At 36.7% G+C, this 22,931-nt stretch carries 20 protein-coding genes; 4 read left to right on the forward strand and 16 right to left on the reverse strand.

Features of this window, described 5'->3' with window-relative positions; translation table 11 throughout:
• Positions 1–31: 31 nt before the first annotated feature.
• Positions 32–1,342, reverse strand: coding sequence for a ClC family H(+)/Cl(-) exchange transporter (locus MUN42_RS08400; RefSeq protein WP_243344299.1), 1,311 nt, complete (start codon positions 1,340–1,342; stop codon positions 32–34).
• A 146-nt stretch (positions 1,343–1,488) separates the two neighbouring features.
• Between MUN42_RS08400 and MUN42_RS08405 the strand changes: the two genes are divergently transcribed.
• A complete protein-coding gene (locus MUN42_RS08405) occupies positions 1,489–3,387 on the forward strand; it encodes an oligopeptide transporter, OPT family (RefSeq protein ID WP_243344300.1) in 1,899 nt (632 codons plus the stop codon).
• A complete protein-coding gene (locus MUN42_RS08410) occupies positions 3,388–3,717 on the forward strand; it encodes a PqqD family protein (RefSeq protein WP_243344301.1) in 330 nt (109 codons plus the stop codon).
• A 45-nt stretch (positions 3,718–3,762) separates the two neighbouring features.
• Here the strand turns inward: MUN42_RS08410 and MUN42_RS08415 are convergent, their stop codons facing one another.
• The 12 genes from MUN42_RS08415 to MUN42_RS08470 form a co-directional block, all read right to left on the reverse strand.
• Positions 3,763–4,299, reverse strand: a complete 537-nt coding sequence (locus MUN42_RS08415; protein ID WP_243344303.1) for an ABC transporter ATP-binding protein — start codon at positions 4,297–4,299, stop codon at positions 3,763–3,765.
• Positions 4,300–4,320: 21 nt separating this feature from the next.
• Complete coding sequence (locus MUN42_RS08420) at positions 4,321–5,175, reverse strand: IS3 family transposase (RefSeq protein WP_243344389.1); 855 nt, start codon at positions 5,173–5,175, stop codon at positions 4,321–4,323.
• Positions 5,139–5,708: a helix-turn-helix domain-containing protein gene (locus MUN42_RS08425; protein WP_243344305.1), complete on the reverse strand. Its 570-nt coding sequence runs from the start codon at positions 5,706–5,708 to the stop codon at positions 5,139–5,141. The genes MUN42_RS08420 and MUN42_RS08425 overlap by 37 nt, the downstream gene beginning before the upstream one ends.
• A gap of 13 nt (positions 5,709–5,721) precedes the next feature.
• Positions 5,722–5,862, reverse strand: a complete 141-nt coding sequence (locus MUN42_RS08430; RefSeq protein WP_243344307.1) for a hypothetical protein — start codon at positions 5,860–5,862, stop codon at positions 5,722–5,724.
• The gene (locus MUN42_RS08435; RefSeq protein ID WP_243344310.1) at positions 5,859–6,599 is read right to left on the reverse strand and encodes a hypothetical protein; all 741 of its coding nucleotides are present in this window, start codon (positions 6,597–6,599) and stop codon (positions 5,859–5,861) included. Before MUN42_RS08435 ends, MUN42_RS08430 begins: the two co-directional genes overlap by 4 nt.
• Positions 6,596–7,396: a hypothetical protein gene (locus MUN42_RS08440; RefSeq protein WP_243344312.1), complete on the reverse strand. Its 801-nt coding sequence runs from the start codon at positions 7,394–7,396 to the stop codon at positions 6,596–6,598. Before MUN42_RS08440 ends, MUN42_RS08435 begins: the two co-directional genes overlap by 4 nt.
• On the reverse strand, positions 7,389–7,931 hold the full coding sequence (locus MUN42_RS08445) for a DUF5067 domain-containing protein (RefSeq protein WP_243344314.1): 543 nt from the start codon (positions 7,929–7,931) through the stop codon (positions 7,389–7,391). The genes MUN42_RS08440 and MUN42_RS08445 overlap by 8 nt, the downstream gene beginning before the upstream one ends.
• Positions 7,928–8,728 (reverse strand): hypothetical protein, encoded by an 801-nt coding sequence (locus MUN42_RS08450; protein ID WP_243344316.1) that lies wholly within the window; start codon positions 8,726–8,728, stop codon positions 7,928–7,930. Before MUN42_RS08450 ends, MUN42_RS08445 begins: the two co-directional genes overlap by 4 nt.
• Before the next feature lie 52 nt (positions 8,729–8,780).
• Positions 8,781–9,485, reverse strand: a complete 705-nt coding sequence (locus tag MUN42_RS08455; RefSeq protein ID WP_243344317.1) for a hypothetical protein — start codon at positions 9,483–9,485, stop codon at positions 8,781–8,783.
• Between the two features lie 233 nt (positions 9,486–9,718).
• Positions 9,719–13,279: a DNA-directed RNA polymerase subunit beta' gene (gene rpoC, locus MUN42_RS08460; RefSeq protein ID WP_243344321.1), complete on the reverse strand. Its 3,561-nt coding sequence runs from the start codon at positions 13,277–13,279 to the stop codon at positions 9,719–9,721.
• 8 nt (positions 13,280–13,287) lie between these two features.
• The gene (locus tag MUN42_RS08465; protein ID WP_243344323.1) at positions 13,288–17,031 is read right to left on the reverse strand and encodes a DNA-directed RNA polymerase subunit beta; all 3,744 of its coding nucleotides are present in this window, start codon (positions 17,029–17,031) and stop codon (positions 13,288–13,290) included.
• A gap of 211 nt (positions 17,032–17,242) precedes the next feature.
• Positions 17,243–17,752, reverse strand: coding sequence for a nitroreductase family protein (locus tag MUN42_RS08470; RefSeq protein ID WP_243344325.1), 510 nt, complete (start codon positions 17,750–17,752; stop codon positions 17,243–17,245).
• 118 nt (positions 17,753–17,870) lie between these two features.
• Here MUN42_RS08470 and MUN42_RS08475 point away from each other — a divergent pair, with 118 nt between their 5' ends.
• Together MUN42_RS08475 and MUN42_RS08480 are read left to right on the forward strand one after the other, a co-directional pair.
• Entirely contained in the window at positions 17,871–18,581 is a 711-nt protein-coding gene (locus MUN42_RS08475) for a hypothetical protein (protein ID WP_243344327.1), read from the forward strand.
• Positions 18,582–18,658: 77 nt separating this feature from the next.
• Positions 18,659–20,566 carry a fructose-1,6-bisphosphatase gene (locus MUN42_RS08480; protein WP_243344329.1) on the forward strand — a complete coding sequence of 636 codons (1,908 nt, stop codon included), beginning with the start codon at positions 18,659–18,661 and terminating at the stop codon, positions 20,564–20,566.
• Positions 20,567–20,699: 133 nt separating this feature from the next.
• Here the strand turns inward: MUN42_RS08480 and MUN42_RS08485 are convergent, their stop codons facing one another.
• Genes MUN42_RS08485 through MUN42_RS08495 form a run of 3 tightly spaced genes read right to left on the reverse strand, consistent with a single transcriptional unit; the run spans position 20,700 to position 22,862 of the window.
• Positions 20,700–21,224, reverse strand: coding sequence for a peptidylprolyl isomerase (locus MUN42_RS08485; protein ID WP_243344331.1), 525 nt, complete (start codon positions 21,222–21,224; stop codon positions 20,700–20,702).
• 10 nt (positions 21,225–21,234) lie between these two features.
• Positions 21,235–22,590 (reverse strand): PFL family protein, encoded by a 1,356-nt coding sequence (locus tag MUN42_RS08490; RefSeq protein WP_243344333.1) that lies wholly within the window; start codon positions 22,588–22,590, stop codon positions 21,235–21,237.
• Between the two features lie 2 nt (positions 22,591–22,592).
• Entirely contained in the window at positions 22,593–22,862 is a 270-nt protein-coding gene (locus MUN42_RS08495; protein WP_243344334.1) for an ACT domain-containing protein, read from the reverse strand.
• Positions 22,863–22,931: the final 69 nt, after the last annotated feature.

The following is a 22,931-nucleotide window of genomic DNA, read 5'->3' on the forward strand; positions in this document are numbered from 1 at the left end:
AAAAATATAATCTTAAATATCTGTTTGGGTATTAATTTTTCATTCTATCATATAAGTCACTATAAAAGGGTTTTGATTTACATAACTCAACTATGCTATAAGATATCAAGCTTACAAGAAATAAACCAAGTAGGTAGTTAAAGACTCCCCCACTCATTTCGAAAACTAAAATTATTGCAGTAATCGGCGCCCTTATTATAGCAGAAAAATGTCCACACATAGCTAGCATAGAAAATAAAAGGATAGATGAGCTATCAATCAAACCTAAGTTAAAAAGTATACTCGCTACTATATTTCCTAATATAGATCCCAAAACTATTAAAGGAACCAAACTTCCACCCGGAATTGATTGGCTAAAAGCTAAGGATAATAGACCTATCTTTACAAAATATAAGGCTATTAAGCCTCCTATAGACTTATTTTCACCAAGAGGAAGGAAAATAAATTCTTCTCCTGATGCAAAAAGTTCTATATCAAATAACAAAACAATAGCTGTTAGTACAAAAGGAAGGAGATATTTTATAAAGGGATTAATTTTAATTTTTCCAAAAAAATCTTTAGATCCTATAACTATTTTATTAAAAAATACTCCCGATAGACCACAAATTACTCCAAGTAATATGACATAAAAGACATTAGATAAGTCTGTATCTTTTATCATTGGTAAATTAGCAAGGGATGGTAAGTTTCCAAAAAGTATATTTGATGTCAGTACAGCCGAAAATATGGTAATAGCAGAAGATAAGAATATTTTCCTATTGGTCTTATTGTAAATTTCCTCAATAGTAAATAACAAGCCTGTAATAGGTGCATTAAAGGCTACGGATATACCAGCACCAGCAGCTGCTCCTATGTAATAAATCTTATTTTCCTTACACTTTAGAAGTTTATGACCAAGTTGACCAATCAGAGCACCTATTTGAACAGATGGGCCTTCCCTACCTAGGCTAAGACCAGAACCAATCGCCAAGGAACTTGCTAGAAACTTACTTAGCAAAGTATTAGCTAGCTTAGGTTCAAACTTACCTTCTAACATCCCATAGACTATTGGGATTCCAGAACCTGCAATCATAGGATTTTTCTTAGCTAAATAATAAATAAAGCTTCCTATAATAATAAATAAAATAATTATTGCGACCGATAAGGTAATATTTCCACTAGCCCTAGTTAGAAAGTTAATATTATGACCAGATATAAAGGCAATTGATTTTTTAAAAAGACCAATGCTTACACCACAGGCTATGCCGACTAAGACAAAGGATATAATATTCAAAATAGAATCTTTATTTCTTCTTATCACAAAACTTCTTGCTCTTTTATAATCTTTATTTTTCTTTTTCATCATTCCCCCTATCTAATTATAGCAAATTTTTAAAGCTCTGTTAATTTAAGATTTTTAGCTTTCTTAAGGCATTTTGAGATTTGTAAAATCTTAACTTGCATATATAATCAATATATAACTATGAATTAATTAAAGAAAGGATTATTATGAAAAACAAAAGAGATACAGTAGTACCTAATAGCAAGGGTGAACTTAGGGAATTTACCCCACTAGCAATTATTCTTGGTATCTTACTATCAATCCTATTTGGTGCAGCAAATGCCTATCTTGGACTACGTGTAGGTCTTACAATTTCTGCTTCAATACCCGCAGCAGTAATCTCTATGGGCATTGTTAGAATTATTTTAAAAAGAGACTCTATACTTGAAAACAATATAGTCCAAACAATAGGATCTGCCGGTGAATCCCTTGCCGCTGGTGCAATATTTACCCTACCTGCTGCCTTCCTATGGGAAAGTGAATGGGGCGAACCAGGACATATGTCGTTTATGAACATATTTTTATTAGCATTAATAGGTGGTATCCTGGGTGTTGTATTTATGATCCCATTAAGAAGAGCCCTTATTGTTAAAGAAGATGGAACTCTTCCTTATCCTGAAGGAAAAGCCTGTGCAGAAGTTCTAATATCTGGAGAAGAAGGTGGAGCTAAGGCTTCTACAGTATTTAAAGCCCTAGGACTTTCAGCCTTGTATAAGTTCTTTTCTAACGGACTTAAAGTCTTCCCAGAAGGAATTAATTTTGATATAAACACTAAGGTTTTTGGAGGAACAGCCTTTGGTATGGATGCCCTACCTGCCCTAATGGGTGTAGGTTATATAGTTGGACCAAAGATATCTGCCTTTATGTTATCAGGTGGTATCTTGGCTTGGTTTGTCCTTATGCCTTTATTAAATATGATTGGTGGCTCTGAGATAGCTTCTATGGCACCTTCCGATGTTTGGGGATCATATATAAGATATATCGGTGCAGGAGCTGTTGCAGCTGGTGGTATTATGTCACTTATCAAATCTTTGCCAATGATTATATCTTCATTTAAAGAATCAATGATTTCTTTAAAAAACAAGGACAAAAAAGCTGTTACAGATAGACTAGATACAGATATGTCTTCAAAATTATCTATTATCCTGATAGTAATATCTGTTATCCTAATCTTCCTACTACCATCAGTTCCTGTTGGAATAGTTGGAGCTATCTTAATTGTTGTATTTGGATTTTTCTTTGCAACAGTTTCAAGCAGGATGGTAGGTATAATAGGATCAAGTAACAACCCAGTAAGTGGTATGTCTATAGCAACCTTACTTATATCAACCCTAATCTTAAGGGCTACAGGAAATGTCGGCCACAGTGGTATGCTTGCAGCAATCTCAATTGGTACAATCATTTGTATCATAGCAGCTATAGCAGGTGATGCTTCTCAAGACCTAAAAACAGGCTATATAGTAGGAGCTACTCCAAAATACCAACAAATAGGAGAATTAATTGGTGCCATAGCAGCTGCCCTTGCCATAGGTGGAGTATTGTGGTTACTTAACACAACTTGGGGCTTTGGTGGAGCAGAACTTCCAGCACCACAAGCTACACTAATGAAGCTAATAGTAGAAGGTGTTATGGATGGTAACCTCCCATGGAACCTAGTAATAATAGGAGTATTTATAGCAATTATGGCAGAACTTGTAGGCATATCAGTACTTCCATTTGCTATCGGTCTATACCTACCCCTATCAACATCAACTGGTATTATGGTCGGAGGAATAGTAAGACTTATAATTGATAAGGTTAAGAGTAAATCAAGCGAAGAAAAAGAAGCTGCAATTACATCAGGTACCCTTTATTCTGCAGGGCTTATAGCAGGTGAAGGACTTATGGGAATAATCCTTGCAGTATTTGCCCTAATTCCAATAGGAGCAAGCACCCTAGCTGATAAGATCGACCTAAGTGGATCAACCCCACTTACTCAAAGTGTAACTATAATTGTTTACTTCTTACTTGCTCTAAACCTACTAAGAGTTGTATTTAAAAATTTTAAAAACAAAAAAGAAAAATAGATGAACTTTGAAATCGATCAAATACCTGTAAGAAATACAGAATCATACTTTGACGAAGAAAAAAAGATTTATGTACTTAAGATGTACCATAAGGGATTAAACCATAAGCTGGCCCAAAAATTTTTCAAAAAGCCTAAATATTCCAATATAAAATTAGACGAGTTAGGAAGTCTAGTTTGGAAGAATATCAATGGCACAAACACTATAGAAGATATAGCAAAAATAATTGATGAAAAATACGGCCAAGCTGCCGATCCCCTATACAAAAGATTATTTAAGTACCTAATCTTATTAGAAAAAAACAAATTCATAGTGATAAAAAAAGACTAAAAAAGAGGATGCCATTTAGCTAGCATCCTTTTTTCATATAAACTTTTATTTCTTGCTTAGCCTTCCATCTTCCATGTAGTAGACTTCATCACACAAATCTTCTATTATCTCTTTCTCATGGCTAGATAAAAGAATTGTTTTGCCTTTTGCTTTCTCTTCTTTTATTATCTCTATCAATGCCTCAACGCCTCTTTTATCCAAGGCTATTGTGGGTTCATCGAAAATTAAAATCTTCGGATCTTCAAGTATTACATTGGCAAGACCTAGCCTTTGCTTCATCCCAAGAGAATAAGTCTTATATAACTTATCCTTGGCATCATAAAGTCCTACCTTTTTAAGTACTTCAATAATCTTATTCCTGCCTACAATTTTTCTAATTGATGCTATCATTGCCAAATTATCAAAACCAGATAGGTCTTCTATGAAAGAAGGATTTTCTAAAAGTAAGCCTATATCATTGTAAATATGATTGCCATCAACCATAACTTCATCTATCTGAATACTTCCAGAATCAAGCCTAATAAAGCCACATATAGCCCTAAAAAGCATAGTCTTGCCTGAGCCATTTTGAAGTGTACCCATAAAACTGGACATAATATTTAATTAATTAGTTGTAGTGGATGCTAACCTATATCTTGTAGGTGGCATCCATTTTGTTTTCTCCTGAATTCTCTCGTTATTGTAATAATAAATATATTTTTCTATTGCCTTCGAAAATTCTTCAAAAGAGCTATAGCTCTTTTCGTAACCATAATAAACTTCATTCTTTAATCTTCCAAAAAATGTTTCCATAATTGAGTTATCATAACAATTACCTTTTCTTGACATTGATTGAACTATACCATGTTTCTTAAGTTCATTTATATAATATTTATGTTGGTATTGCCAACCTTGATCTGAATGTAATATTAAGCTGTTTAGTTTTGGAAATTTGTTAAATGCTTTCATTAACATATTAGATATTTGTTTTAAATTAGGACTTAAGGATAAGTCATAAGAGATTATCTCATTTGTATACATGTCAAGTATCGGAGAGATGTAGCATTTACCCCATGAAAAGTTAAATTGAGATATATCAGTACTCCATTTTTGTAATGGCTTATCAGCTTTAAAATTTCTGTCTATTATATTGTCAGCAATCTTTCCTACTTTACCTTTATATGAATGATACTTTTCTCTAGGTCTTTTACCAAATAGTTTTAATTCATGCATTATTCTCTGAACTTTTTTATGATTTATTTTATATCCTTGATTCAATAATTCTCTATATACTCTTCTTACACCATATCTTCCTTTATGATTGTCGAATATCTCAGATATTTTATTTTCTATATTTTTATTTCTAATCTTAACCACATCAACTTTATTAATTTCAAAGTAGTATGTCGACTTCGGCAAATCGATAGCTATTAAAAGATATTTTAGTCTGTAGCCTTTTTCTTTGAGTTTTTTGACAATCGCTGCTTTTTCGCCTTGAGTTGCGCAGCGTAATTCTTTTCTCTCAAGGCGATTTCTTTTTTTATTATTTCGTTTTCAGCCTTTATATATTCATTTTCAGCTCTAAGTCTTATTAGCTCTTCTCGTTCAAATTCATTAAGTTTTTTTGGTTTATGGATATTTGTTTTTTTCATGGTTGTATTTTTAGATTTACGACCTTTCTTTTTATTTACAAGACCATTATATCCGTAAATTTTGTAATTGTTAATCCAGTTTTGAATATTACCTTCACTGATTCCTAATTCAATAGAAACTTGATAAGTAGATTTTCCTTTAACAACTTCTAATACACTATTATATTTATCCTCTACTGAAAAACTATTGTTATGAGATTTATGCTTTAATATCTCAATTCCATGTGTTTCTACTAAATTATACCATCTTCTTATGTAGTTACGGAAGTAATATTTGTTGATACCTCTAGGTGTATCAGCCCATTTACCTTGTTTGTATAATTCTATACAGTTCTTTTTAAACTCATAGCTATATTTCATAAAAATACCCTCCTTACTGGTTTGTCCAGTAAAGAGGGTACATATCATTTTCCCCTTCAAATCCATAGACTTTATTATCTTCTAGGGTTAAATTTATATCTATAAGAACCTTTTTACCTGAAATCTGCTTGTTGGCATTTGTAATTTTTATCATCTCTTCCTCCCGAAGTAGTCATAATGTTTTGGCAAGTAATAGGCCAATAGGCAAAATACAATAGCATAAATTACCACAACTCCTATATTTAACCCCAGGCTAAACAATCCTCCATAGAAATCTTGTTTCATAACCAAAGATCCCTGACCTAGGATAAAGGGAATATTAGTAACCATAGCTAGGGCAAGATTTGCCATATAAATAAATAAAGCTAGCCTAAAGCCTGTAAATAAAGCGATAAGTAGGGTAAAATTTGTAAGCAAAATATTTTCTATAGTATAAAAAATACCGACCCTAATAAAACCTACCATAAGCATAGAATTCTTCTCCCCTACTAGACTCACATATAAACATAGGAAAGAAAAAAAGAAAAATCCTATACAGGCATTGACAAGCGAAGCAGCTAGGAACTTGTTTGCAAAATACTCCCTCTTTGAGTGAAACTTGCCAATATTATATGAACCCATATTCAAATTATCCCTATACAAAATCTCACTAATAGCAAAGCTAGGCAAGAAATGTATTACCAAGAATCCTATGGGAAAGGCAAAATTCTTAAAATCAATAAAATTCCCATTGTCCTTAAATATTGAATCAAACAAGGTCTCCAAGGGACTCCTAGTATCAAAAGACCCATAAGACAAGAGGATAGTCAGGAGGAGAAAAATCCCTAAAAATACAAAATACTTCCTCCCCCTCCTAATCAAAATCTCTATATCCCTATCCAATGACCTCATAGCACTTCCCTATCCTTCTTTATTACAAAGAAATATACTAGGGGTATGACTAATAGAAGCATAAGATATAGAAAGTCTATAAGACCTAAATTTAATGCAAGTCCATCGACAAGTCTAGTAAGTCCACCAAAACTTCCTGGTTTGCCAATCTTTTCAAATATAATTGTTCCAACAAGAGAAATTACTATATCTAAAATAAAAACTCCCCCTATTCCAATATACCTAGACTTAAATAGGTCATTTAAAAACATAGCGAAAGAAGCCATAGTACCCCCTACTACAAAGAGCCTTAACAACATAGCTATATAGTAGAAGATAGGACTCTTCTCCAATAAGTCTATCAAGAAAAAGTTATTAAGTAAATTCACATTGTAATGAGTTACAGGTGAAGATGGCCTAAGCATCATCCATACCAATAAATTGATAAAGATAACTACAGCCAGGCTAAGTCCACCATAAACAAAATTCAAAAGAAACCTATCTCTAAGATATTTTTTCTTAGATATCTTCAATAGATAAATCTTATTTATACCAGTATCCCTATCTTCTACTAGACAATCTGCCATAGGTAGACTTGCTAGGATAAAGGATAGAAAAGTAAAGGCTACATAAGGTGATCCGTAAGCTCCATTAATCATTATATTATCTACAAAGGCTGATTGTATAATCGGACTTGAAGCAGCAAGCGTAAGAGCATTCCTAGGGATAATATCAAAGACATTTATCCCTATTATTACAAGTAAAATCAGGAAAATCCTCTTTCTCTTAAAAACCCTATAAAAACTTTCCCTAATCATAAACATCTCCTAAGTCTATAACTTCATAGTAAAGAATACCATCATCATATTTATCCTGACGTATTTCACTATAATACTCCCCATTCAAGAGTAAATTATTGAAATAATCTCCCTCTTTGCTCAATTGAAAATAAATAGTTATTTCCTTGCTAGAGTTCTTATCCAAATCAAGGTCTTCTAGATGATAGGCTTGGTCAAACAACTCATCCTCATTCCCCCTCTCAATCATGTTTTGAGGAATAGAAGTAGCGAAATTTTGATAAAATTTAGGTAAGAGATTAGATCTAGCTATATTTAAGTCCTTAGATTTATTGGTATATTCAAGGTCTACTCCCAGATAATCTTGTCCTTCGAAATTTTTGATATATCTATCCAAGACTTTAACTTCCACATTTCCTAATTTAACTTTATCTTCCATATCGTAAGTTTTTATTTCACTTTTTTTAGGATAAGAAGCATTTACTCTTCTATATTGAAATGTAAATAACAATACAAAGGCAAGTAAACCTCCTATCCATATAGTTTTCTTTCTCATGGTTTCTTCCTTGGATGTTTTCTTACTAAATTTCCCTTTTCATATTCTTGGTCAGGATACCAGTTTATACTAGCTAGAGAATCCTCTTCCAAATAATCCTCTATCAAAGACTTATAATAATCATATACTTCTTCTGGATTTTCTTCTTCTTTTATCAACTTTATAGTAACTAACGAATCCCCACTATGCTGAGTTTCTTCGAGCAATACATAATTTTTGTTGTATATACTATATGTTCCATCAGAGAAATCTATCCTCGTATTGCCATCTTCTTCTTGTATATCAGTGATAGTATTGTCAATTAATTTATCACTTAAATTGGAAGCATCAGGATATTCTAAGTCTTCATCTGTATATTTAATTCCTCTATTCTTCTTTGTATCCTTATAGTACATTTTCTCAAATATATTGATATATAAAGCATCATCTCCTTCATTGAGACCAACCAATTCTTTCATATCTTCCAAATCACCATCTTGGTATAGTAAGTTTTTTGTATAGGAGATTCCTTTATCCCCAAATCTTTCAGTTGCTGTTATATTTTTAATAGACCCATCATCGCTTGTGGCTTCATAATATAACACCACCTTACCTCGTGCCTTAAATATATTTTCTACCAAGGTAGCTGTCTTCTCATCAAGTTTAGATAATTGGTCTTTTTTTCTTTTGTATGTTTCAGGATCTACTTCAGCATCTATATATTTTTTGTCTGATGCACTTGTGTTTTGTTTATTATCTCCTCCACCACAAGCAACCAGTGCTATGGATAGGAGTGCTAGTATAAAATATTTTTTCATTGTTCTTCCTAACATTCCTCTCACTATAAATATTCACTCTCGCTAAATTATTTTAGTTAGATGACATAGATTGGTCTTTTATGCCTTCCATAGAAGTAACTTCTTCCATATCTTTTGTCAGATCCTTGTAGGAATTAAAGATCTTATCTAAATCGCTTTCCTTATGACTAAGTTTGGTATTTATCTTTTGACCTGCACTCATATTGCTTTCTTCTAGCAAAATATTCTCTTTGTCAAATTTCATAGATGTATTGTTATCAAATTCTATTAGAGTTTCTCCTTTTTTCTCACTTATATCTGATATATTAAAATATTCTATTTTTTCATTTAGCAAGAAAGGGTCAGGATATTTCTTCTTACTTACACTTATTATTTCAGGTACTTTCTCTAGAGTTCTTTTATAGAATTTATTATTTACAAGGTCTATGTAGTATACTTCCTTTCCCTCAAACAAGTCGACTCTTTCTACTGGACTATTGAGATTGTAGGTATTTTTACTATAGGTCATAGACTTATCGTCCCACTGAGCTCCCATATTGGTGGTTATCAAATTGCCTTCTGAGTCATAGGTATCATAGTATAGGGCTTCTTCTACTTTTAGGGAGCATATATCATCAACTACATCCCTATACTCTTTACTTAGCTTATTTATGTTTTCTTCTATCCTTTTATCTTCTTCATTGCTCGTACTATGGCAGGATGAAAGTATGAGCAATGACATGGCAGCTAGGAAAGTTTTTCTTAATTTTTTGTTCATGGTAGTCTCCTTTATCCTTATAGGCTTCTTTTATCTCCTCCTTATACTTCAATTATAAAATGTTTTTAAATTTTGTCAATATTTATTTTAAATATTTTAAGTTGTTAGATAGATATATTTATCTATCGGAGGGGGGATTTCTTGTCATTTTTTATATATGCTTTAATATATCAATTAGGCCCTTATGAGGATAAAAATAACCCCGTCCTAGGGTCGGGGCTAAGTTTGCTTTTTTAGTTTTGCATTTGTTCTTGCTCTTCATTTTCCATAGCTTCTATGTTCATGGCTATCTGAGCATCTTCTGCTTCTTTGGTTTCGTAATCTATTTCAACATCGTTGTACCTTCTAAGGCCTGTACCTGCTGGGATTAGTTTACCTATGATGATGTTTTCTTTTAGACCCTTAAGGTCATCTACTTTACCCTTGATTGAAGCGTCAGTTAGAACTCTGGTTGTTTCTTGGAAGGATGCTGCTGATAGCCAGCTATCTGTAGCAAGGCTTGCCTTGGTTATACCTAATAGTTCTTGGGTATAGGTTGCGACTTTCTTGCCGCAAGCTTCTAGTTTTTCGTTGGCTAGGTCAACTTCTCTTCTATCTTGGAGGCTACCTGGTAGGAATTCTGTATCTCCTGATTCTTCGATTTTGACTTTCTTTAGCATTTGACGAGCTATGACTTCGATGTGTCTATCGTCTATTTCTACACCTTGAAGCCTGTATACTTTTTGGACTTCCTTGGTAATGTAGTCTTGGACTCCTACCTTGCCTAGGACGTTTAGGACATCGTGCGGGTCTAGGGATCCTTCTGTTAGTTGGTCACCCTTTTTGACTATATCGCCATCTTTTACCAATATTCTTGAGCCAAATGGTATGTTGTATTTTTTAGCATAGCCATCATCTGATAGGATTTCGATATCGGTTTTCTTTTCGTTTTGGATGAGGGTAACTTCACCAGAGTTTTCTGCCATGTAGGCAAGTCCCTTTGGTTTTCTAGCTTCGAATAGCTCCTCAACTCTAGGAAGACCTTGGGTGATTCCTACACCAGCTATACCACCTGAGTGGAAGGTCCTCATTGTAAGTTGGGTACCAGGTTCTCCGATTGATTGGGCAGCTATGATTCCTACTGCCTCTCCCACGTTTACATGTTTGCCTGTAGCTAGGTTTCTACCATAGCATGAAGCACATACTCCATGTTTTGCCTTACATTCTAGGACTGAACGGAGTTTAACTTCTTTTATACCACTATCTACTATGGCATCAGCCATATCTTCATCAATGATTTCATTCTTGTGGACTATTATTTCTCCATTTTGATCTTTGATGTCTTCGAAGCTTGTTCTACCAGTGATTCTAGTTTGGAGGTTTTCGATTATTTCGTTACCATCTCTAAATTCATGGGCTACTACAAAGCCATCTGTATGACAATCATCTTCTGTTACTATTACATCTTGGGAGATGTCTACCATTCTTCTGGTCAAGTAACCTGAGTCGGCTGTTCTTAGGGCTGTATCTGTAAGTCCCTTTCTAGATCCGTGGGTTGATATGAAGTATTCTTGTACGGATAGTCCTTCACGGAAGTTAGCCTTGATAGGAATTTCTATGATTTTACCATCGGCTTGACTCATTAGTCCACGCATACCACCAAGTTGCCTAATTTGGTTGGTTGAACCACGGGCACCGGAATCAGCGAAGATCTTGATGTTGTTGTCATCTTTTAGGTCTGCTAGCAAGGCATCTGTTACTAGGTTTGTTGTCTTGGTCCAGATGTCTACGACTTTTTCGTATCTTTCTTGGTCTGTTATTAGACCCCTTCTGTAGAGTTTTTCGTACCTGTCTACTTCGTTGTCAGCGTCTTTGATTAGGTTCCATTTTTCTTTTGGTATGTTTACGTCTGACATGGATACTGTTAGTCCTGATAGGGTTGAGTACTTGTAACCTGTTTGTTTGATGTAGTCTAGGACTTCAGCGGTCTTGATGTTGCCGTGTTTTCTAAAGCATCTGTCGATTATATCTTTTAGGGTTCCAGAATCTGCTACCATATCAATTTCTAGGGAATATGGATCTTCTTTTCTATTTACATAGCCTAGGTCTTGTGGGATGCCTTGGTTGTAGAGAAATCTACCTACAGAAGATTCTACGATCTTACCAGGGTCTTCTGGGCTCTTTCTCATTCTTACTGAACATCTGGTTTGGTATTCTACGAATCCAGCATCTAAGGCCTTAAGCATTTCGTTTATTGATTCGAAGATCATTCCCTCTCCCTTGGCACCTTCTTTTATTGTTGTTAGGTAATAAGCACCCAGTACCATATCTTGGGATGGGGTTGTGATTGGCTTACCGTCTTTTAGTCCAAGGATGTTGTTGGTTGACATCATTAGTAGTCTTGCTTCGATTTGGGCTTCGTTAGATAGAGGCAAGTGGATAGCCATTTGGTCTCCATCGAAGTCGGCATTGAAGGCGTTACATGCCAATGGATGTAGTTTAATTGCCTTACCTTCTACTAGGACAGGTTCAAAGGCTTGGATACCTAGTCTGTGAAGGGTAGGGGCACGGTTTAACAAGACTGGATGGTCTTTTATTACATCTTCTAGGATTTCATAGACCCTTGGGTCTTTTTTCTCTACCATTTTTTTTGCTGATTTTAGGTTGTGGGCTATGCCTGAATCTACAACCTTGTTCATGATAAATGGCTTAAATAGTTCGAGGGCCATCTCTTGTGGGAGGCCACATTGGTTGAACTTTAGGTCTGGACCTACTACTATTACAGATCTTCCTGAGTAGTCTACCCTCTTTCCTAGAAGGTTTTGTCTAAATCTACCAGATTTTCCCTTCAATAGGTCTGATAGGGACTTCATGTTTCTGTTGGAAGCACCTGTTACAGCCCTACCTCTTCTACCGTTATCTATGAGGGCATCTACTGCTTCTTGGAGCATTCTCTTTTCGTTACGGACGATAATCTCTGGAGCTCCGATATCTAGTAGTCTCTTTAGTCTGTTATTTCTATTGATTACTCTTCTATATAAATCGTTTAGGTCAGATGTCGCAAATCTACCACCTTCTAGTTGAACCATAGGTCTTAGTTCTGGTGGCATAACTGGGAGGACATCTAGGATCATCCATTCAGGTTTGTTGCCTGATGTTAGGAAGGCATCTACTACTTCTAGTCTTCTTGATACTCTAACCTTCTTTTGACCTGTTGACTCATCTAGTTCTTTTAGTAGAGAGTTGTATTCCTTCTTTAGGTCGACATTTTTTAGGAGTTCTTTTACTGCTTCTGCTCCCATAGCAGCCTTAAATTCTGTGTCATCTGGATAAGCTTCTATAATATCTTGGTATTCATTTTCTGATATCTCTTGTTTTTCCATAAGGTCTGTTTGACCAGGATTTATAACTACATATGATGCAAAGTATAAGATTTTCTCCAACACTCTTGGGCTCATATCAAGGAGGAGTCCCATTTTGGATGGGATTCCCTTGAAGTACCAGATATGACTTACAGGAGCTGCAAGTTCTATATGGCCCATTCTCTCACGGCGGACCTTAGACTTGGTTACTTCTACTCCACACTTTTCGCAGACTACGCCCTTGTATCTTATTCTCTTATATTTACCACAAGCACATTCATAATCCTTGGTTGGTCCAAAGATTTTTTCACAGAAAAGTCCATCTTTCTCAGGCTTTAGGGTTCTGTAGTTAATAGTCTCTGGTTTTTTTACTTCTCCATGGGACCAGGATCTGATTTTTTCAGGGGATGCTATCTTCATCCTCATTCCATCAAATTGACTTAATTCGCTCATTTATTCCCCTATTCTACTTCGTTAGCACTAAGGCTTTGGCTATCTTCTTTTCCATCTAGAGCTTCTACAACTTGGCTGTCCTTGCTCTCTTTAGCTGTTTTGCTATTCTTACTTGATCCAAGTGTTCCTGTTATAGACTTGATCTTGCTTGGGTCGATCTTGTCTACTTGGGAGAACCTGTCTTGATCATCTATATTTTCTTTAAGTTCTATTACATTACCGTCATTGTCTATTAGTTCAACATCTAGTGCCAAGCTTTGGAGTTCTTTTACTAGAACCTTGAAGGATTCTGGTGTTCCAGGCTCTGGGATGTTTTCTCCCTTGACTATTGATTCGTAGGTCTTAACCCTTCCTGTAACATCGTCTGACTTAACAGTCAAGATTTCTTGGAGAGTGTGGCTTGCACCATAAGCTTCTAGGGCCCATACTTCCATCTCTCCAAATCTTTGGCCACCAAATTGTGCTTTACCACCTAGAGGTTGTTGGGTTACTAGTGAGTATGGTCCAATAGATCTTGCGTGGATCTTCTCTTCTACCATATGGTGGAGTTTAAGCATATACATGACTCCAACTGTAACAGGGTTTTCGAAAGGCAATCCTGTTCTTCCATCACGGAGGACGATTTTTCCAGTTTTATTTACATAAGGAGCTACCTTCTTAGCATCTTCTAGGACTTCTTCTATCTCTGTATCCAAGGCACCATCAAATACTGGAGTTGCTATCTTCCAACCAAGGGTTCTAGCTGCTAGTCCCATGTGGACTTCTAGTACTTGTCCAAGGTTCATACGACTTGGGATACCTAGTGGGTTTAGACAGATTTGAAGTGGGGTACCATCTGGCAAGAATGGCATATCTTCACGAGGAAGGATTCTTGAAACGACACCCTTGTTACCGTGACGACCACACATTTTATCTCCTACCATGATCTTTCTCTTAGCAGCCACATAGACTCTGATTACCTTGTTTACTCCAGGTGATAGTTCATCTCCGTCTTTCTTGTTGTATTCCTTGACATCGACTACGATACCACTTTCTCCATGAGGTACCTTGAGGGAGGTATCACGCACCTCACGAGCCTTCTCACCAAAGATTGCCCTTAGGAGTCTTTCTTCTGGTGATAGTTCGGTCTCACCCTTAGGTGATACCTTACCAACTAGGATATCGCCTGACTTAACCTCTGCACCAATTCTGATAATTCCATTTTCGTCAAGGTCTTTTTTCATATCATCGCCGACATTTGGAATATCCTTGGTAATCTCTTCTGCACCTAGCTTGGTTTCTCTAGCTTCACACTCATGTTCTTCTATATGAACTGATGTCAATACATCATCTATTACAAGCTCTTCGTTAAGGAGCATAGCATCCTCGAAGTTGTATCCTTCCCAGGTTGTGAAGGCTATAAGGATGTTTTTACCTAGGGCAAGCTCACCATTTTCTGTTGATGGGCCATCTGCTAGGATTTCGTTAGCTTCTACCCTATCTCCTCTTTTTACTATAGGTCTTTGGTTGATAGTTGTTCCTTGGTTAGCTCTTTCGAATTTAAGAAGTTCATAGTCTTCTATTTCTCCATCGCTATCCCTCTTTAGTTTTATATGTTCATCTCCTACATAGACAATTTCACCGGCAGATTTTGATACTACACAAACTCCACTATCCTTGGCAGCCCTATGCTCAATTCCTGTAGCAACTATAGGTGCTTCAGTTTTGATAAGAGGTACTGCTTGCCTTTGCATGTTGGCGCCCATCAAGGCTCTAGTTGAGTCGTCATTTTCCAAGAAAGGTATCAAGCTTGCTCCAACTGATACGATTTGTTGTGGAGATACGTCCATGTATTGGATCTTGTTTCTAGGATAGATATCATTTACACCATTTATACCACGTCCAGATACCCTATCATTGACAAACCTATTATTCTCATCAAGGGGTTCGTTGGCTTGGGCAATTATATAGTTATCTTCGATATCTGCTGTTAGGTATTCTATCTCATCTGTTACAACTCCACCTTCTCCTACTATCCTGTAAGGAGTTTCGATAAAGCCGTATTTATTTACCCTTGAGTAGGTGGTAAGGGAGGTTATAAGACCGATGTTTGGTCCTTCTGGAGTCTCTATCGGACAAATTCTACCATAGTGGGAATCGTGTACGTCCCTTACTTCAACTCCTGCCCTATCTCTTGATAGACCACCTGGTCCTAGGGCTGATAGTCTTCTCTTGTGGGTTAGCTCACTCATAGGGTTTGTTTGATCCATGAATTGGGATAATTGGGATGAGCCAAAGAATTCCTTAATAACTGCTGTAACTGGCTTAATATTTATAAGGCCTTGTGGGGTTGCAAGGTCTGGATCTTGGGTAGTCATTCTCTCACGAACAACTCTTTCCATACGGGCAAGTCCTACCCTAAATTGGTTTTGTAGGAGCTCTCCTACTCCTCTTACACGTCTGTTACCTAGGTGGTCTATATCATCAACAGATCCAATTCCTTCAAATAGGTTGAATTGGTAGTTAACTATTGCTAGGATATCTGACTTAGTAATGTGCTTAGGAGCAAGTTCTTTCTTTCTCCTCTCCATCATTGCCTTAATCTCTTCATCTGAGGAGGCTTGGTCAATGATCTCTCTCATTACTGGGTAGTATACTTTTTCACTAAATTCATCGACATCTATGTCAAGGTCCTTTAATTCTTCGAATGAGTTTATATCTACAAAGTTATTTCCAACTATCCTAAGTACCTTGTCATCTTCTACATTGTATTGGTCCTTCATGATGACATCTACTGTTACGATACCAGCATTTTCTATAGCCTTTGCCTTATCAAAGTCAATTACTTCTCCAGCATTTACAAAGACTTCTCCAGTTTCTGGATCTATTATGTCATCTTTTGAAATTAGTCCTTCTATCCTTGATGCCAAGTCTAGTTTGAGGTTGTACTTATACCTACCTACCCTCGCTAGGTCATATCTCCTATCGTCAAAGAGGAGGTTGTTGATAAGGTTGGTGGCACTTTCAATACTAGCTGGGTCCCCAGGTTTTAATTTCTTATAGATTTCTATTAGGGCTTCTTCTGTAGTCTCGCTATTTTCCTTCTCTAGGGTCATCCTTAGGTGCTTGGTATCACCCAAAGCTTCGATTATCTCATCATCTGTTTCAAATAGCAAGGCCCTAACAAGGGTTGTTGCAGGAAGTTTCCTAGTCCTATCAAGTCTTACATTTACAGTATGGGCTGCATCTGTGTCGAATTCTATCCAAGCTCCACGGTTAGGAATTACTGTAGAAGAATACATCTTGTCCCCGCTCTTGTCGGTTTCCTCAGCATAGTAGACTCCTGGACTTCTAACAAGCTGACTTACAATAACTCTCTCAGCACCATTTATTACAAAGGTAGCACTATCAGTCATCATTGGGAAATCTCCCATAAAGACTTCTTGTTCCTTAACTTCTTCTGTTTCCTTGTTTATAAGTCTTGCCTTGACCTTAAGGTCCCTAGAATAAGTAGCGTCCTTATACTTGGCTTCTTTTACAGTATACTTAGGTTCATCATCAAACTCATAGCCAATAAATTCAAGAATTAGGTTGCCATTGTAGTCTTCTATTGGTGAAATATCCTCTAATATCTCTCCTAGACCTTCATTTAGGAACCATTCATATGAATCCTTTTGTACTTTGAGTAGATTAGGTAAATCTAGCACTTGAGGGAATTTGGAGAAAGATTTTCTCTTAGTTCTCCCAAACATTTCTTCATGGAATTGGGCCATTAATTATACTCCTTGTCCGTTTTAAAACTTATCTGTCCTATTAATATCTGATAAAATAAGTGTTTCAAAAATAAAAAAATCTCGAAAATTAGATTTCTAGCAATTGTTAATTATACCATAAGCTCAAAATTATATCAAGTCTTTTTCTCTAGCTCTTATAACCTTACTTGACTTTTCTTTCTTTATATATAAGGGGAAATATTAGTGAAGCTTATCCTATAAAATTTGCCCTTATCTTATGGTCCTTAGGAGGATTTTCTTTCTTGCTATGTCCTAGGATGATTCCACTTACTGGATGGAATTTATTAGCTAGGTCTAGGCTATCAAGATAGGTCGCATCATTTCCTAGGCTTTGGATAGCTCCTCTTATATAGCAAGATCCAAGTCCCATAGCTGTTGCCTTGAGGGCTATATTTTCCAACACACAGCCACAATCTTCGAAGGCAGCAGATGTCTCCTTAGAAGATGCGAAGAGAATCATGACAGGTGCTCCATAGAGGGCATCGTGCTTGACCCCTGCCTTATTTCTATACTCTTCTGATATTTCTTCCAATAGGGCCTTATCCCTTATTACAAAAAGCTGGCACTTATCATACTCCCCCATAGCAATGGGCGCTTTGTTGGCTGCATCCAAGATTTCAGCGACTTCTTCATCTGTCAGTTTTTGATCAGTAAAGTCCCTGGCTGATACTCTTTTTTCTAAAACTTTATCAAATTCCATAGAATCCTCCTAGCTTTTGTGTATTTGGGATAATTATACTTTAAGATTTTATTCAAACAAATAAGATTTATATGCTATATTTGCTTTTTTATGCTATAATTAAATAAACGGAGGCTATATGAAAACTTTAATTAATTTCTTATCAAAATTATCAGGTCTATTTAGGTCTGTTATTACTATATTATTTTTACTGGCTACGATTTTTACAGGTTTTGCTGACAAAAAATCCCTAGCGTCCTTATTGGACATAATCAATTTTAATAATGTACCATTAAACTTTATAAAGCCCTTTGCGATTTTTGCCCTACTTTTGATATTTATCTTTAACTTTATAGTAACTAGGAATATCTTTAGACAAGCAAGTACTGGTGAAAGGGCCATAGTTAATTTGTTCTTTGGTTTATTATTTATAGCTATCGACATATTTATCTATGTTTTTATTCTAAGAGAAAGACTAATCTTCCTTCTTATGCTCTTAAATGCCCTAGTTGTTATTAGTGCGATTTTTACAATTATAGGAAGGTCCAAGGGAGTCTTTGAGGATTATTCTGAAAGTCCTAAGGAAGTAGAGATTAATAAAGCAGAAGAAAGCTACCAAGCTCCTTACACTCCAAGTAAACCTGCCAGCTACAGGAAGATTGACGCAGAGCCAGTTAATTTAAATTTTGTAAACCCAGACCCTCAAGACGACCTCTATACTGAGTCCGAGAATTCCGAGGATACAGAAAGTCCTTATATAGAGGAAGGTAATAAAGAAGACTTAGATAAGGATGATTTACCAACAGACGCTACAAGTGAAGAAATCCCTTCAGAAGTGGAAGGGGATTAATTTGCCTACAAAGGGATGAGTATGTTCATCTCTTTTATTATAAGACGTTTTAGCAGAAATTATAGAAAGGAGCCATTATGGACAAAAATTATTTAAAACTACTCGAAGAGATGTTTCCAGACACTACCAGTATCAAGGATGAATTGATATCACTTAATGCCAGCCTATATTTGCCAAAGGGAACCGAATATTTCTTTTCAGATATTCACGGGGAAAGCAATGCCTTCCTCCACCTCTTGCGTTCAGCTTCCGGTAATATAAGGGAGAAGATCGAAAAACTATTTTCAGACTCCCTAGTTCAAAAGGACCAAGACGACCTAGCGACCCTCATCTATAATCCCGAGAGATTTCTTAAAAATTTTGAAGATGAAAACCTTTTGACTGATGACTACCTCACTATTACCATCTATAGGCTAATCAAACTCTTTAGATTTGTATCAACCAAGTACCCTAAGTCCTATGTAAAATCCAAATTCCACGGCTCTTACACAGGTATCATTGATGAACTCCTCTATACCAACAACACCGAGTTTAACAAGAAGGAATACTATGATTCCCTAGTATCTAATATAGTAAAATATGGCTCAGCCAATGACTTTATCATCTCCCTATCATCCCTTATCCAAAGGGTGAGCGTTGATAAGCTCCACATAATAGGCGATATTTACGACAGAGGCCCATCCCCTCACATTATTATGGATGAGCTACTTAACTTCCCCAATATAGATATCCAATGGGGCAACCACGATGTTGAATGGATGGGAGCAGCCTCTGGTAACCAAGCCCTTATAGCAGCCTGCCTAGCCAATGCCTTCTCCTACAATAACTTTGATATGCTTGAAGATGGCTATGGAATAAACCTAAGACCCCTCTACCAATTTGCAGTAACTACCTATAAGGATGATCCATGTGAGCTATTTATGCCTAAGGTCTTTGATAGCAATATTTATGATAATATCTCTGCCAAGGTAGCTGCCAAGATGTTTAAAGCCATATCCATTATAAGATTTAAGCTAGATGGCAAGCTAATTGACAGAAACCCTGACTTCGGAGTAGATGATAGGAACTTCCTCAAATTTATTGACTTTGACAAGGGTACCTACAAGGGTGTCCCTATGAAGGATACAATTTTGCCAACAGTCGACCCTAAAGACCCCCTAAAATTAACCAAGGAAGAAGAATTTATTATAAAGGTCCTAACCAACGAATTTACCAAGGCAGAGAAGCTTCAAAGGCACATTAGGTTCCTCTATGACCACGGATCAATGTATAAGATCGAAAACGGCTCCCTCCTCTTCCATGGCTGCATCCCTCTAAATGAAGACGGTGGCTTTGCAGAAGTTAAGATCAAGGGCAAGACCTACAAGGGTAAGGCCCTCATGGATAAGCTAGACAAGCTAGTTAGAAGGTCATATTTTTCTGATGACATCTATGCCAAGGATGTTATGTGGTACCTAATCAATGGAAAGTATTCACCAATCTTTGGAAAGAGCCAATACTCTTATTTTGAAAACATCTTTGTAGACGATAAGAAACTTAAGGAAGAAATCTACAACCCTTACTACAAGCTATCAGAAAAGGAAGAAATAGTAGATATGATCCTAGATGAATTTGGAGTAGACCATGATAAGAGAAGGATTATAAATGGCCACGTGCCTGTCAAAACCAACAAGGGAGATAGTCCAGTCAAGGCCAATGGCAAGCTCTATGTAATAGATGGAGGCATCTCTAAGCCTTACCAAGCTAAAACTGGCATAGCTGGCTACACTCTAATCTATAACTCCCACCATGTAGCCTTGGCAGAACACAAGTCCTACAAGTCCATAACAGATGACCTATCATCCTACACCCCAAATATCAGCGAGATTGAGATAATGCTCCCTAGGATGCTCAAGAAGGACACAGACGAGGGAAATATCATCAAAGAAAAAATCGACATCCTCGAAGAACTCCTAAGAATTTATCAATCCGATCAAATTAATTAAATCTAATGATGAGGTGGAAGCAAATCCACCTTGTTTTTTTGCCAAAATTTACAAGCCCTAGGAAAAATTTTAGAGATCTACTTATAAAAATGACATAGAAAAAGACTCAGCCTATTACTGAGCCTTAAATTCCTTATAGGGTTTCTGGTTTTGGGAAGTCGCATCCTTTAGTATCTACACTAACTTCTGCCATCACTTGGTCTTCTTTAGGTTTGTCCCTAAAGTCTGTTTTAACTTCTGCAATCTTGTCTACTACTTCTATTCCTTCGATTACCTTGCCGAAGGCTGCATATTGGCCATCTAGGTGGGGACTGTTTTGGTGCATGATAAAGAATTGGCTACCTGCACTATTTGGCATCATTGACCTCGCCATAGATAGGACTCCCCTATCGTGCTTTAGGTCGTTTTTAAAGCCATTGGCAGAAAATTCGCCTTTTATTGCATAGCCTGGTCCACCCGTTCCATTTCCATCAGGGTCTCCTCCTTGGATCATGAAGCCCTTGATTACCCTATGGAAGATTAGTCCATCATAGTAGCCAGAGTTGGCAAGATCTATGAAGTTGTTTACTGTGTTTGGAGCCTTGTCAGGGTAGAGTTCTGCCTTGATTGTATCTCCAGATTCCATCTTTATTGTTAGTATTGGTTTTGTATTTTCCATATTATCTCCTTTAGTTTTTAAATGAATGTAGGGGAGCTGGGATATGCCCACCCCTATTAACCATTATATCAGAATTTGAGTCGCCTACATCAATTATTGGCGCCCTACCAAGAAGTCCCCCAAAGTCTGCCATCTCTCCTGGCTTTTTGCCATAGACTGGGATGACCCTAACAGCAGTAGTCTTAGAATTGATAACTCCTATGGCAGCTTCATCAGCTATCATAGCAGAGATGGTCTCGGCACTGGTATCTCCTGGTATGGCTATCATATCAAGACCTACAGAGCAGACTGAGGTCATTGCCTTTAGCTCATCAAAGCTCATAGAGCCATTTCCTACAGCCTCTATCATGGCTTCATCTTCACTAACTGGGATAAAGGCACCAGAAAGTCCTCCTACACTAGATGATGCCATAAGACCACCCTTCTTTACTGCATCATTTAGCATGGCAAGGGCTGCTATAGTTCCATGGCCTCCTACCTTGTCTATTCCTATATCTTCAAGAATCCTACCAACAGAATCCCCAATAGCAGGAGTTGGAGCAAGAGATAAGTCGAGGATACCAAAATTCTTGCCAAGTTTCTTAGCAACATCACGACCCACCAGCTCTCCCATCCTAGTTATCTTGAAGGCAGTCTTTTTGATTATTTCATAGATTTCATTAATAGCTAGGTCTTCCTTGCCACTTATAGCAGCCTTTACTACTCCAGGGCCAGAAACTCCTACATTTATAACAGTATCAGCTTCTCCTACCCCAAGGAAAGACCCTGCCATAAAGGGATTGTCTTCAACTGCATTGGCAAAGACAACAAACTTAGCACAACCTAGGGAGTCTTTATCAGCCGTATTTTGGGCAAGGTCTTTTACGACTTGGCCTGTCATCTTTACTGCATCCATATTTATACCAGCCTTGGTGGAGCCTATATTTACACTAGAGCAAACATAGTCTGTTTCTGCCAAGGCCCTAGGAATTGACTTTATCAAGATCTCATCAGCCCTGGTCATCCCCTTGTGGACTAGGGCAGAAAATCCTCCAATGAAGTCAACCCCTATTTCCTTAGCTGCCTTATCTAGGGTTAGGGCAAAGGGTGTATAGTCATCTAAGTCAGTAGCTCCTCCTATCAAGGCTATAGGAGTAACTGATATCCTATTATTTATAATAGGGACTCCATAGATTTTGGATACTTCCTTACTTGTTTCTATGAACCCCTCTGTCTCCCTCATTAATTTGTCATAGATCTTGCGGCAGGCCACCTTGTAGTCCCTATCTATACAGTCAAAGAGGGAAATCCCCATAGTAATTGTCCTGATATCAAGGTTCTCTTGGTCAAGCATCTTTATTGTATCTAATATATTTCCTGTATCCATACCTATATCCTATGCATCTTATCAAAGAGTTTTTCATTTTGTAGCCTTATACTTAGGCCGTTTTCTTCTCCAAGCTTAGTAAAATAATCGCTTATATTAGTAAAGTCATCACTAGCCTTGGCTAGGTCAATATTAATTATAGCCACAAACTTATCTTCCATAATGGTTTGACTAAAGTCTAAGATATTAATATTAAATTTGTATAAGGCTTCAGACACCCTATAAATTATTCCGGGCCTATCTATGCCCACTACTGTTAAAATTGCTTTCATCACTACCTCCAATATTTTTATTAAATATATTTTACCACTTTATCAAAAAAAGACCCAAGATGATTAACT

The sequence above is a fragment of the Anaerococcus sp. AGMB09787 genome (assembly GCF_022808955.1).
In the GTDB taxonomy this organism is placed as follows: domain Bacteria; phylum Bacillota; class Clostridia; order Tissierellales; family Peptoniphilaceae; genus Anaerococcus.